Consider the following 12,738-nt stretch of genomic DNA (forward strand, 5'->3'; position numbering starts at 1 on the left):
AGCAATAGCACAGAGTATATGCACTAGGTGCTATACCTGCTCAAATACCTGCCGGGCAGCCGCAAAATCAGAAAACTGCGCTCCGCAAAAAGCCAAACATATGCTGGCCGGCTCGCTGTAGCCACCACCGCTGGTGTAGGCACAAAAGGCCCACCCAACTTGAGTGGACCTTTTGTGCCTACACCGGGTCTAGGGTTTATTTTGAAAGGCTGATTCGGCTGGTTTTGGTTTTGCCGTTAGTAGTTACGCGGTAGTAGTAGGTACCGGAGGGCAACGAGGCACCTTTAAACACCACCGACTTGCTTTCGCCGGCCTGCACCATGCCATCGAACAGGGAGGCTACCTGCACGCCCATGGAGTTGTACACACTCACGGAAACACGCCCGCTTTTGGGAGCCGAGAAGTTAATAGTAGCATCAGAGCCCGTGGGGTTAGGATAGGCCTCTGACTCGATGCTGCGCTGCTCCGGTGCCCCAAATAGCTGCGAGCTTTTAGTGGTAGGAGCCGCATCTGCCGTATTGTAGTTCTCGCAATCCGTGGCAGCAGACACGCACCCATCTACCGTCGTGACAATGATGCTGAATCCAGATCCGGCAGCTAAGCCTCCGAAATCTAGGTTGCCCCCAGTTCCCGTTTTTTCAGTGGATACAGAGCCATTTGTGAGCGTGTAGGTAGCATCAAGAATTGATCCAACCACGCGCACTGTAGCGGTAGCAGATCCGCACAAGCTAGGCTCTATTACTTGCACCGCAGGGCGGCCGGGCTTGGTTTTTTCTCCCACTGCTATGCTAGCGTAGCTTTCGCAGGTTTCGGCGCTTACTGCTTTCACGTAGTACGTAAACCCTACAGGAGCCTTTGTTGCATCCGGCACCAAAGTAGTACGGGCAGCATTGGTATAGAAGTAAAGCGTACCGGTATACTCAGTAACCCCCTCGTTCAGATCAACCGTAAAGCCTGCGCATGCCGAGAGTGGCTTGGTAGTAAGTTTTGGCAAAGCATTCTTAGTGACCACAATCGTGGCATAGCTTTCACAGGCATCAGCACTTACCGCTTTCACGTAGTATGTAGCGCCCAAAGCCGCTTGTGTCGGATCCGTCACCAGGGTTGTGCGGGCAGCATCAGTATAGAAAGAAAGCGTACCCGTGTAGGAGGTAACTCCAGAGTTCAGATTTACCGTGGAGCCTTCACACGCTGCCAAAGGTTTGGTGGTCAGGGTAGGCAGTGGATTGATGGTAAGACTCCGACTGGCCGTAGCAGAAGCGCAAGCTGCATTGGAACTGGTAGTAGTAAGCGTGACGGTTACTGGGCCGTTTCCGGTTACGCTTACGGTGGCAGTAGCAGTGCCGTTAACGTTATACTGTTGGTTGGAGAGCTCGCCGCCTGCTGATACACTCCACAGCGGGGTGCCGTTAGAATAGGTACCGCTTACGGCGAAGGTAGTAGGCCCGGAAGACGCTTTACAGGCTGGGCTTACCTCCGCTACAGTAGCTGTTGCGGCAGGCGTTAAGGAGAATTTCAGGATATCAAAATCCTTCAGCTCAGAAGTGTACGAAGGAGAAGAGCGGGTTTTGACGGTGATAGTGGCCGCTGGGGTGCACTGGTTTAGAGTGGAAAGCCCTTCAATGTCCGTGATGTTAATGCCTCCTTCTACCATTTGTAGCGCCCCTGTTACATTGGTGTAGGCACCATCACCGGTAAATGATTTGTTGGGCGCTACCGGCCCCACATTCGTTGTATTGGTTGTGATGAACGCCCCCAACGTAGAAACAGGCTTTTCTGCCGACCAAGTGCCATTGGCCAACCACGTCCGAACCCCAATGATGGGCCGGTTACCCCCGCCCGTGTAGTTTACTACCAGTAAAAAGTCATTTACCGTGCGTCCGTTTACCAGGCCCTGGCCTACCAAGTTTGAGCCTATTACTTTGGCCCCTGCTTGGTTATACTCAAAATCCAGGTAGCTGGCGCCGTTTACTGACCGGGTTTCTGCCGCGAAGAACAACCACAACTTCCCGCCTACCTCCCGCGAATGCAGGAAGGTATTAGTGATGTCGTTTTTCTGTGGACCGCCGCTACCAGTGCCTATTGTGTATGGCGATTGATTACTGCCAATGGCATCACCGTTTTTGTTAGAACTCCCAGCAAACACAGACTGCTCGGCAATAGGAGAGAGGTTGCCCCAGTTTCCATCAACCTGCCAAAGGCTGCGCCCATTAGCCGTTACGCCGGGTATGGATATCCCGCCTGATTGAAGCAAAACTGCATTTCCAGTTGTCCCTTTCGACCAGTCGTCGCCCAGTGTTGTGATGGAAGGAGAGTAGTTGGCATTGCTCCAGAACCCAGGGATAAAACCGGATTTGAAATCTGCATCAACTTCAAACCCGGCTTGGGTGCCGCCTTTACCCGGGTCCTGGGCTATGGCAGGGCTCATGGCAAGCCCCAAACCTACAAGCAGAGCGCCAAAAAAGCGTCCAAGTCGGGCGGAACGTGTAGTTTGTAAGGTGTTGCTAGAGTAGCCTGTTGAAGCACTCCGGCGTGGTGTGAGAAAAGTAGAGGGCATGATTGCTTTGTTCAGATGTGTGCTGAAAAAGTATCGTAGCGGTGAGGCTGCTAGGCAGCATACCAAGGTGCAGCGCACGTAGGCCCTTGGTGCGAGAGGAGAGTAGGTGGTACTAGGGCACAGGTTGCCCTGAACCGGTTTAGGGCGGAGTTGATGTTGGTCAGATGGAATGAATGGTCGGGCTCATGTGCACGGTTACCGGACTAGCGTTGGCCAGTAGCAGCAAGCAAAATTCTCCGATTACCTGAGGCAGGCGGTTGCCCAGTTAGCTGGGCGGCAAAAACGTAGTGTCTGCTTCTTCCTTGCACATGCCATTACCACATAAAATGTACACACTGGCGTCATCTGACAGGCGGCTTTGGCTTCAGGCCACTTTGGAGGCTAGCCAACGGGCCATATACCGGTATAGGGCCTGCTGCTTTTCAATGGGCCGGCGCCTAGGTGCCTGCCTTTCGATAGTTAAATGTAGATATATAAAAATACAGATAAAATAATTTCAATAATAACTTAAACAATTCTAATGAAAGGTTGTGTTGTATGAAGTTATGTAATATTATTGATATTGCTCTTAGTACGCGGAGCTCTTACCACACATACTATTACCATGGTTCTCAGCTTTTATGTGCAGTCTGAGTGGTTTAAAAGACGCAAATCACTATAAGTCGGAAAGCATGAGCATAAATTATAAATCGGAGTACTGTAGGATTATTATAATATATGACTAGGCCACATGAAGGTGGAGAGTCAGTTGAGCATAGGGTTTTAGTAGACGAGCTTGCCTTTAGTGCAGGTAGAAAGTTTTTTGGAATTACTGTTGACTCAAAACGGGAAAGGTATACTGGCTTATAGCGGGGCTAACGTGTCCGTCTATGCCTTGTCTGTAATGTTGATAGGTAGTAAAAACTGTATTCCGGTGCTGTGTTGGGCAATAGGTCGTCTACTTCGCGCACCTCGCCAGCTTGCAAATCTCCCAGCCAGATAGAGCCCACGCGTACGCGTACTAGTCGCAAAGTGGGAAAACCAGCGGCGGCCGTCATCTTCCGGACCTGCCGGTATTTGCCTTCCGTGACGGTAATGGATACCCAGCTGGTAGGGCCATGGCGGTCATCGCGAATTTTGCGGGTCCTAGGGGGCAAGTCGGGCGCAACCTCTAAGCGGCGTACGCGGCAGGGCAGCGTCTGGTACCGCTCATTATGTACCCCAATTTCAACTCCTAGGCTAAGCTGCGCCACGGCTTCCTCGGTAATGAGGCCGTCTACCTGTGCATAATATTCCTTCTCTACGGTTTTGCGGCGCACCTGCTCACTTATCCGGCCATCGGTGGTTAGCAGCAACAGTCCTTCGCTGTGCTCATCAAGCCTCCCAATTGCCATGGTGCCTTCCGGAAAGTTGTGCAGCTCGCCCAAAAACCGCTTTTTACGTTTTTCTAGGGGGGCTTCACTGGTAAACTGGCTGAGGTAGCCGAAAGGCTTATGCAGCATGAAGTGGCTGTGGGCCATGGCAGGTTAAAACTAACAGAAGGTAATGCAGTGGAAATTAACGGCTGCAAAGCTACATAATGTGTGGGCGTCGAGGGGCGGTAACAGGTTCCCAGCCCCAGTAAATGAAATAGTAGCACCATCGTGAAGTGACAACGCAAATACAATGGGTTGTGCACTCTTGAGGGGGTAGCGAATCCTGCCTGGAATAATGGCGGATTTGCAGCGCGATGCCGAACTCGCGAATAGCCTAATTGTGTACAGGTAAAGTTATGTAGGTCAAGACTATATACAATAAATTGCTGCGTTAAATACGTATTTTTAACTACTTAGCGCCCATTTAGCATAAGGGCAAATCCGGGTAGCTTAGCACAGCCGTAGCTCAGGTTAGTAATATTTTTTCTAACATAAATTCTACAGGTATGTCTGAGCTTTTAGACGAGAAATCCGCTGTTGAAAAGGCAGGGGAAGGACTGCGTATGCCGCTGCAGCGTCGGTCGTTTTTGCGCTTTACGGGGGCCGGTGTGGTGCTCACCGGGTTGGTGCTGGCGGGTTGCAGCGATAGTACCCTAGATGATGAACTGGCGGCGGCAGCTAGCAGCGACAGCAAAGACGACAATAACCGCGTGGTGAACGTGGGAAGTGGGGACTTCGGCGTGCTCAATTTTGCCTATGCCCTAGAGCAGTTAGAGGCTGCGTTCTACGCCCAGGTATTGTTGGGACGTTATTACGCCGGTGCCTCAGCCGCCGAGCGGTCGGCATTTAAGGATATCGAGGCGCATGAGCGTATCCACCGCAACTTCTTGCAGGCGGGAATTGCGGCCAACGGTGGCACGCCAATCAAAGATCTGGAGCCTGATTTCTCCTCCATCGATTTTGGGAGCCGCACGAGCGTGCTGGGGGCAGCCAAGGCGTTCGAAGACCTAGGGGTAGCGGCCTATAATGGGGCCGGGCCGCTTATTAGCAACCCGGTGTTTCTGGGGCTGGCGGGCAAAATTGTGTCCGTAGAAGCGCGCCACGCCGCCCTGATTCGGGACCTGATCCAGTACGGCTCGTTTGTGGGGCCCGATGTAGTAGACGCCAGCACTGGCCTAGAAAAGTCGATGCGCCCGGCACAGGTAGCCGCCATGGCCAATAAGTACCTCAAGCCCGGCTCTAAAATCAACGTCAGCAAGCTGCCCCGCTCGTAAGCGCCGCTGGCTATTCCTTCTGTATCGTCAAGACTCCTACCCATGAATATTCTCAACCTGATTGCTGAAATTGAACGCGTAGACCCCGAGGTTTACGAGCGGCTCGACCAACGCCGCCACATGTTTCGTCATTTTGCGGGCTTCGGTAAAAAGCTGGCAGTGGCGGCCGTACCCTTGGCGCTAGGGTCGTTGTTTCAGAAAGCCTACGCGCAATCTGGTAGCCTGAATGAGCAGATTAAGTATGTGCTGAACTTTGCCCTAGGCCTTGAATACCTGGAGTACTATTACTACCAAATGGGCCTAGATGCCTCCGGGTTGCTAAGCAGGCAACAGCGCACTTCTGTTATGACCATCCGCACCGACGAGCGCCACCACGTGGATTTCCTGAAGGCCGTGCTGGGTACCGCCGCCATTCCCGATCCGGGGGCCAGTGCCTTTGATTTTACGGGCAGCAAAGGCGGCAAGAGAGCCCCGCTGTTTGCGGACGTGTTTACGAATGCCAGCACCTTCCTGGCTGTAGCGCAGGCACTGGAAGATACCGGGGTACGGGCTTATAAAGGCGGCGCGCCGCTGCTGATTAGCAACAACACCATCTTGGAAGCGGCGCTTAACATTCACTCGGTGGAGGCACGCCATGCGGCGCACATTCGCACCATACGCCGTGGCGGACCACAGGCGGTGCCGGGCTCGCTCAACACCAACCCCAAAAGTTGGATTTCCGGTAACGACAATGGCGGGCCCGCACCGAGTGCTACGGCTCCCGTGTATGGCGCTGGTAACCCGGCTGGTGCGTATCCGGGCGAAGAAAATGTAAGCCAAGCCGGCGTGAACCTAGTAGCTGCATTCGGGGTAACCACGGGCGAAGCCTCAGAGGCCTTCGATGAGCCGCTGGACCCCAATACTGTTCTCACTATTGCCTCTAACTTTATAAAGTAGCCATGAAGCGTACTGCACTTGCAGGGAGGTAGCAGCGCGTTGGGGTGGCTTTTGGACTGCTCCAACGTGTTTCAACGTGCCCGGAAACACTAGTTGTGTTTCTTGCCTCAACCTGCTGCCTAGTCGCGCCGCCTAAGCTTATATAAAGCACTGAGTGGTATCGGCAACACAAGCGCCTAGGCAGTTGGGGGCCTCTAACTGCCTAGGCGCTTGTGTTGGGTGTAGTGCCCGGAGTTCAGGTAGTTTTATATAAGTACCACCCATTGCCAAGCGGCTTAAGCATGATGACGTGGTCGGGCGTCATGGCGGGAACGGCTGCGATATTGGGTTGGTAGAGCAGGCCCACGGCGTTATCAACCATGCCGCCAATAACAAACTCCAGGCAGCTGGTGCACCCCAGGTTGCGCTGGGTCACGCGGCTGATATAGAGCGGGCGCAGTACGGCCTGCAGTTCAGTATCTTTACTTAGGTCTGGTTCCGGGCTGGCAGCTTTGCCAGAGAAGTAGCCGCGGGTTTTGATAAGCTGCACGGCCCGCTCAAAGCTTGATTTGTTGCGTTCAAAATGCCGGATAATATCTGCATCGGGGCCAATCCAGAGCTGAATGTTGCCGAGCATAAACTGGTGGTCGGCGTCGGGGTGCTTCTGGTTATAGCGGGCTACTTCAGCGGGCGGCATATCGGATAAGAGCTGCAGCATAGGCGCGCCAAACTGCGTCATGGCCAAGCTGCGCACGGCTTCCAGCTTCCAGGTGGTAGGGCTGGTGGTTGAATCGCGCCGAAAGTGCAGGTATACATCATTGCGGCTAACGGAGTCGCGCAGCTCTACGCTTACTACAGCCGTGCGCTGGTTTTGCTGCAGCAGCTGGCAGTTGCGCTGCAAGGTGGCCGGAATCTGCTGGCCCAGGCTTTGGCGCTTGGCCTGGCCGGCTGCCTCACAGCAGAGGTACTCGCGCATATTGGCCCAGCCGCCGGGCGCCACAAACTGCTCCGCAATCTGGAGGGGCTCCAGGGGTGGCGCGGCGGCCCAACCCAGTAAGGGCAGCCACCAAACAAGGACTACAAGCAAATACTTCATTACCCAAGCAAGGCTAGCCGCTGCACCCACCCGGATGCGGTACGTAACCTCTAAGATAACCAGAAAGCCAGGTGAGAAGGTTGCGGCACCCCAAAGATTGTCAGTGGAAAGCACGTAGCACTTATCAGGCTGCTGCTTGGGTAGTGGGGTTGGGGGTGCAGGCGACCCCTAGTCAGGAGTGAAGCCTTTTGAAAAACAAGGCTTTACTTCTTGAAATAGGCTAGTAGCTCGGCTTTGTAGGAGTTGCCGATGGGAATAAGAGTACCATCAAGCAGCTGCACCGTATCGGGCTGGAGGAGCTTGATGTGCGTGGCCGCTACAATAAAGGAGCGGTGCACGCGCAAGTAGCTGGGGCCTAGTATTTCTACCATTTCTTTCATGGTTTGGTGCAGCAGGTAGGTTTTGCTGGCCGTCATCAACTTCACATAATCCTTGCAGCCTTCCACATATATAATGTCGCGGTGCGGGACTTTAAGCAGCCCTTGGCGTTCCTTCACCAACAGGTATTTCTCCGTGATTTCGTCGGTGGGGGGCGCGGGTTGCAGCGCGGGCAAGCGGGCAATGGCTTTCATAAACCGCTCGTAGGAAAACGGCTTAAGCAGGTAGTCTAGCACATCCAGCTCGTAGCCCTCGTAGGCGTACTCGCGGTAAGCCGTCGTCAGGACGGTTTTGGGCGGATTGCGCAGGTTTTTTAGGAAGTCGAGGCCGGACATTAAGGGCATTTCGATGTCCAGGAAAAGCAAATCGACGGGTTGCTGCGCGAGGTGCTCGTAGGCTTCCATGGCGTTGCGGCACTTTCCCGTGAGCGTAAGGCCCGGCGTCTGGCCAATAAACTGGGTGAGCACTTGGTGGGCCAGCGGCTCATCATCCACAATCAGGCACCGGACGGGCGCGGAGGTAGTCGTCATATACAAGGAAGGATAGAAGGGAGACGCTATAAGGTAGTAGCTGGGGTGTACTAGGTAGCACGCGACATTAAACCTGCAGCGTCAGCTCGGCCCGGTAGAGGCCCTCGTGCTCGGTGAGGTGCAGTTCATGGGTGCCGGGGTAATAGAGGTGGAGACGCTGCCGAATATTCACGAGGCCGATGCCCCCGCTACGTTTTATAGAAGCAGCCGGCGCTTCGGGCAGCATGTCGTTTTCAATCAGGAAGTGCAGGCGGCCGGGCTGGCTGCTCAGGGTAGCACGCACGCTGGCCTTGTCGGAGTAGTGGTGGCGGCCGTGCTTAAAGCTGTTCTCTACGAGTGGCAAGAGCAGCAGCGGTGGCACCTTCAGGCCCGCAGGCAGGCTAATGGCCGTCAGCTGAATATGAGCGCCGGGGTATTTGCGCTGTTCCATCTCGAAGTAGTTTTCCAGAAACGCTACCTCCTCGGGCAAGGCAATGTACTCTTTGCCACTATCATAGAGCACGTAGCGCATCAGCTCCGAGAGCAGCAAAATAAAGCGCGGCGTTTCGGGCGAGCCCGCCAGGCTCAGGCCATAAATACTGTTGAGTGTGTTGAACAAGAAGTGCGGTTGTAGCTGGCTTTTAAGCTGCTCCAGTTGGAGGGCCAAGTGGTCTTTCTCGAGGTGGCGCCGACGGTACTCATTTTCAAAGGCCAGCCGCACAAAAGCCACGCAACTGAAGGCCAGCAAGTCAGTGAACAGCAGGCTGATGTAGGTATTGCGCAGGGCAAATACCTGGGCCGCCGCCTCCTGAAAGCCACGCTGGTAAAAGTCTTGCAGCAATGGCGGGCTGGCCACCCACTGAAACAGCCAGTTGGCCACGGCCGCGTTCAGCTTAATGCCCCACCACAAATACACAACCGACGCCAGCCCTAGCAGCGCGTAGCGCCGGCGGCGTAGCAGCACAGGCACTAGCCAACGGTAGTACGGGATGATATAGAGGGTAGCGGCCAGCGCAAAAACGATAAGCTGCGGATACGGAAAATTGGCGCGGCCGGTGGGTTGCGGCAGCACGGTACCCATTACCACCGCGTATTTGTACATGCCCACATACAAACCCCAAATCAGGATTTCGAACAGGAGAGGAAAACGGCTGGGCCGGTCGGCAGCGTCGTGTTGCATGAGGGCAAGTTGGCTGATTTTCCGGCGGCGTGGTGCTGGCTAGCCCCGCTATTTCGACCAAGCCGGGTGTTTTTTCGACTAAAAATGGGAGCCCTAGGTTTGGTCGGATGGTAGGCAGGCTTGGTCTAAAAAAGCTTCATTACGGCTTTTGGAGGGCATTCCTTTGTGTCGTTGCTAGTCGCTGAACGGCTGGCACATCTCTGACACTCACTACCCTTCCGCCATATGAAAACCCTGTTCCGCTCCCTGCTTGCTACGGCCCTGATGACCACCGCTACGCTAGCCGCCCAAGCGCAGCCCAGTGCCCTCACCGCTTCCCCTGCTGCCGATACGGCCCGCATCACCCTCGACGCCAGCATCATCAACCCCGTGAGCACCCAGAGCTTCGAGGCCTTCCGGACGGCTGTGCAACCACTGGTAAAGCAAATGGCCGGCAAGCAGGTAGTGGCCATGGGCGAGGGTACCCACGGCACCTCGGAGTTCTACAAGCTGCGGTTCTGGCTTACCCGCATCCTGATGGAAGAATATGGCTTCGACCGCCTGGGCCTGGAAAATACCTACGGTGACACCTACCTGCTCAACCAAGCCATGCAGCAACCCAAAGTCGACCTGAAGCCCCTGATGCAGAAGCACATGCTGAGCATGTGGCAAAACCAGGAAATGGCCGAGCTGCTCACCTGGATGCAGGGCCACAACCGCACCCATCGGCGCAATAAGGTGGAGCTAACGGGTATTGATGCCATGTTCAGCAACGCCGACGCCCAGCTGCTTCAGCAGGGGCTGGCCAAAACCAAGCGCCCCGAACTACAAACCCTCACCGCGCAACTAGTCAAGAATTCTGCCTACATGGATAACATGTGGTACCACGCCGAGGACACGAGCTACCACCTTAACCGCAAAGAGTGGCTGGCCAACGGCATGGCCGGCTACGAGGCCGCCGACCAGCTGGAAAAAGCCCTTCCGGGCCTCCGGCTGCCTCGCAAACAGCGCGAAGTCCTGGCCGGCGCCGCCAAAAACGCCCGCATGCGCTTTGATCTGTTTTATCAAGCTAAAGTATATAAGCGCAACTCCTCCCGCGACAGTGTATTTGCCGAAATGACCAAGTTCTTGGTGGGGAACAAGCAGCATAAAGTGATTATCTGGGCGCACAATGCCCACGTGGCCCGCACGGTGGCTGCCCCTGGCGACAACAACGGCGGTGGTACCGGCAGCTTCCTAGACCGCATGTTTCCCGGGCAGTATTTCGTGCTGGCTACCGGTACCACTTCCGGCACTTTCTCGGCTACCACGCAGCGCTTTATTTCTCCTGCCAGCGTGATGACCAGCTACCCCCTCGAAATGGCTAAAGCCGGCTCCTGGGAAGCCTCGTTAGGACAAGTAAGCAGCCCGGTCTATTATTTCAACACCAACCAGTTGGGGGTCAAGGACCTCAAGCGCCCGCACCGGTTGGTGGGCCAAACGGCTGGCAGTGAGAATTTCTACAACGACACCCAGCTCAGCACCGCCTACGACGCTATGCTGTTCGTGCGCCAAAGCACGGCCGCTACCCCTCTGCGGTAAGCCAACCCTTTATTCAGGTGTTACATTCCTGTGGCGTATCCGTTCGTGTTCTATAAAAAAGCGGCAGCAGCTCCCAGAGCTGCTGCCGCTTGTGCGTGGTAGCGGGGCCAGTGCGGGCTTGTTATTAATCTGCTATATGCTCGTCGCGCATGATTTCCATGGCATCAACTATGCTGAAGCCAGCCTCATCAAAGGCTAAAAACTTGCCATTGCCGATACCACGCAAGCCCATTTCCTCGTGGTGTCCGAATCGAGTTACTTTTTTGGCTTTATTCCACCAGAAGAAGCGGGCTGGTTCCTCATAGGAGGAATGAAAGATGATATTACCGCGGCTGGTAGTTACGGCGTGGGCGCCGGCAACATCAGCTGGAGTGGTATGATGAATCACGCGGAAATCGGTAAGGCGTACTTCTATCAAATGGAAGTCAGTGTACGCATAGGCCATAATGGTGTCCTTGCCTTGTTTTGTCATGCAGTAGCAGTCCAGAATAAAGTAGGGCTGACTAGAATTGTACCCAAAAACCTGCTGGCCCGAAAAGTCAAATACCGCTAAACCGTCCCTACTAGGCGTTTTACTTCCAATACCTTCATCGAAGTACGAAATAACAATCTGGCCCTGCTGAATCAGGACATCCGCAATGGCGTCTCCGGCATTAAAGGTCAGAAGCTTGCGTCCCGCACGGTCGAAGATGTGGGCATTGTCGGTGGTTCGCAACCGGCCCTCAACAATCAGAAAGAGCTCGGCATTCAGCTCCCGGATACGCGGGTGCCGGAACTGCTCGTGTAGCTGAATCCGCTCGTCGTTGATCTGAACTTCGGACGTACTGAGCAAGGCAATGTAATTGCCATATTCATCGGCATCTAGGCTTATAATCTGCGCTTTGCCACAGTTGAGGGGGTAGTGAGTAGTCAAGATAGGAAACCAGAAAAAGGCGGAAAGTGCTAGCCTGATTTAAGCTAGCACTTTCCGCTTGTATAGTACCTAGTAAACGTACTGGCTTATCTCGTCACGCGGGGCTTGCCTTTGTAATGAATGTCGCTGGCGCCGGAGGTTCTAGATGAGAGCTCCTCCGTAACGGCCACATAGGCATCGGAAGAACCGCTGGCCTGCACGCTGGCGGTGCGACTTTGCAGGTTGTAGGCTTGGTAGTCGCTGCTGCCGCTGAGCTGCACCTGCTGGCGCTCCACCTCCCCGGTCAGGCGCAGGTCGCTGGCGCCTGAGGCGGTGGCGCTGAGGGTTTTGGCCTTGATAACCAAAGTTACATCGGAGGCGCCGCTGGCTCTGATGGTAAACTCGTCGGCGGTGAAGGGGGTGGTGCTTTTCACGTCCGAAGCGCCGCTGGCTTCTACTCCTTTCAGGGTGGGGCACGTGATGTACACCGTTACTTTCTTGTTATTGAGCAGCTGGCTTAGCGTGTTCGTATTGGACCGGTAGAGTTGCAGCGTACCGTCTTTTACTTCTGTTTTGATGTACTCCAGCACGTCTGGATCAGCATCAACCTTCACGGAAGTAGTAGCGCCCTGCGTGAGCACTACATCAATGGCGCCGCTGGTTCTGACTGTTTGAAACGAGCCAACCGAGCGGGTTTGCTGCGCGAGGCTGGCGCCGAGGGTAGCCATGCTAAGCACGGCCGTAGCGGCTAACGATTTGAGTAGGGCAGACTTCATGGAGCAGTTGAGTTACAAATGAAAGGAAGGCTAGTACTCATCAGATGAAGCCACTAGCCCATCGGTTGCCTGAGCTTCTGCTTTTTATCAACCGCTTCCTCCGCCCGCGGCTTTCATTCAGTCTAGGAGCCCGCTATTCTGCCTGTTTGGCGTTGGTACTGCGCGTGGCTTTAGAAAGGTGGGCACAACCTCGCCGTAACCTGCGCC

At 54.8% G+C, this 12,738-nt stretch carries 10 protein-coding genes; 3 read left to right on the top strand and 7 right to left on the bottom strand.

Annotation, left to right across the window (positions count from 1 at the left end):
• Positions 1-196 precede the first annotated feature (196 nt).
• Both ACYVHC_RS09780 and ACYVHC_RS09785 read right to left on the bottom strand, forming a co-directional pair.
• Positions 197-2,428 (bottom strand): T9SS type A sorting domain-containing protein, encoded by a 2,232-nt coding sequence (locus ACYVHC_RS09780; protein ID WP_460613530.1) that lies wholly within the window; start codon positions 2,426-2,428, stop codon positions 197-199.
• 983 nt (positions 2,429-3,411) lie between these two features.
• Entirely contained in the window at positions 3,412-4,056 is a 645-nt protein-coding gene (locus ACYVHC_RS09785; protein WP_460613531.1) for a pseudouridine synthase family protein, read from the bottom strand.
• A 401-nt stretch (positions 4,057-4,457) separates the two neighbouring features.
• Here ACYVHC_RS09785 and ACYVHC_RS09790 point away from each other — a divergent pair, with 401 nt between their 5' ends.
• Complete coding sequence (locus ACYVHC_RS09790) at positions 4,458-5,225, top strand: ferritin-like domain-containing protein (protein WP_460613533.1); 768 nt, start codon at positions 4,458-4,460, stop codon at positions 5,223-5,225.
• A gap of 42 nt (positions 5,226-5,267) precedes the next feature.
• On the top strand, positions 5,268-6,161 hold the full coding sequence (locus tag ACYVHC_RS09795; RefSeq protein ID WP_460613534.1) for a ferritin-like domain-containing protein: 894 nt from the start codon (positions 5,268-5,270) through the stop codon (positions 6,159-6,161).
• A gap of 235 nt (positions 6,162-6,396) precedes the next feature.
• On the opposite strand, the gene ACYVHC_RS09800 is transcribed toward ACYVHC_RS09795, so the two are convergent.
• The 3 genes from ACYVHC_RS09800 to ACYVHC_RS09810 all read right to left on the bottom strand — a co-directional run bounded on the left by ACYVHC_RS09800 (position 6,397) and on the right by ACYVHC_RS09810 (position 9,303).
• Positions 6,397-7,236 (bottom strand): hypothetical protein, encoded by an 840-nt coding sequence (locus tag ACYVHC_RS09800; RefSeq protein ID WP_460613536.1) that lies wholly within the window; start codon positions 7,234-7,236, stop codon positions 6,397-6,399.
• 203 nt (positions 7,237-7,439) lie between these two features.
• Positions 7,440-8,144, bottom strand: a complete 705-nt coding sequence (locus tag ACYVHC_RS09805) for a LytR/AlgR family response regulator transcription factor (RefSeq protein ID WP_460613537.1) — start codon at positions 8,142-8,144, stop codon at positions 7,440-7,442.
• A 67-nt stretch (positions 8,145-8,211) separates the two neighbouring features.
• Entirely contained in the window at positions 8,212-9,303 is a 1,092-nt protein-coding gene (locus tag ACYVHC_RS09810; protein ID WP_460613539.1) for a sensor histidine kinase, read from the bottom strand.
• Positions 9,304-9,528: 225 nt separating this feature from the next.
• Between ACYVHC_RS09810 and ACYVHC_RS09815 the strand changes: the two genes are divergently transcribed.
• Complete coding sequence (locus ACYVHC_RS09815; RefSeq protein ID WP_460613540.1) at positions 9,529-10,863, top strand: erythromycin esterase family protein; 1,335 nt, start codon at positions 9,529-9,531, stop codon at positions 10,861-10,863.
• A gap of 124 nt (positions 10,864-10,987) precedes the next feature.
• Here the strand turns inward: ACYVHC_RS09815 and ACYVHC_RS09820 are convergent, their stop codons facing one another.
• A complete protein-coding gene (locus tag ACYVHC_RS09820; protein ID WP_460613541.1) occupies positions 10,988-11,776 on the bottom strand; it encodes a hypothetical protein in 789 nt (262 codons plus the stop codon).
• 86 nt (positions 11,777-11,862) lie between these two features.
• Positions 11,863-12,531: a head GIN domain-containing protein gene (locus tag ACYVHC_RS09825; RefSeq protein WP_460613542.1), complete on the bottom strand. Its 669-nt coding sequence runs from the start codon at positions 12,529-12,531 to the stop codon at positions 11,863-11,865.
• Positions 12,532-12,738 lie beyond the last annotated feature (207 nt).

It is taken from the genome of Hymenobacter seoulensis, assembly GCF_054780535.1.

Coding starts and splice junctions, on each gene's coding strand:
- ACYVHC_RS09800 (WP_460613536.1), bottom strand. CDS start 7,236: ATGAAGTATTTGCTTGTAGTCCTTGTTTGGTGGCTGCCCTTACTGGGT.
- ACYVHC_RS09780 (WP_460613530.1), bottom strand. CDS start 2,428: ATGAGCCCTGCCATAGCCCAGGACCCGGGTAAAGGCGGCACCCAAGCC.
- ACYVHC_RS09815 (WP_460613540.1), top strand. CDS start 9,529: ATGAAAACCCTGTTCCGCTCCCTGCTTGCTACGGCCCTGATGACCACC.
- ACYVHC_RS09825 (WP_460613542.1), bottom strand. CDS start 12,531: ATGAAGTCTGCCCTACTCAAATCGTTAGCCGCTACGGCCGTGCTTAGC.
- ACYVHC_RS09785 (WP_460613531.1), bottom strand. CDS start 4,056: ATGGCCCACAGCCACTTCATGCTGCATAAGCCTTTCGGCTACCTCAGC.
- ACYVHC_RS09805 (WP_460613537.1), bottom strand. CDS start 8,144: ATGACGACTACCTCCGCGCCCGTCCGGTGCCTGATTGTGGATGATGAG.
- ACYVHC_RS09790 (WP_460613533.1), top strand. CDS start 4,458: ATGTCTGAGCTTTTAGACGAGAAATCCGCTGTTGAAAAGGCAGGGGAA.
- ACYVHC_RS09795 (WP_460613534.1), top strand. CDS start 5,268: ATGAATATTCTCAACCTGATTGCTGAAATTGAACGCGTAGACCCCGAG.
- ACYVHC_RS09810 (WP_460613539.1), bottom strand. CDS start 9,303: ATGCAACACGACGCTGCCGACCGGCCCAGCCGTTTTCCTCTCCTGTTC.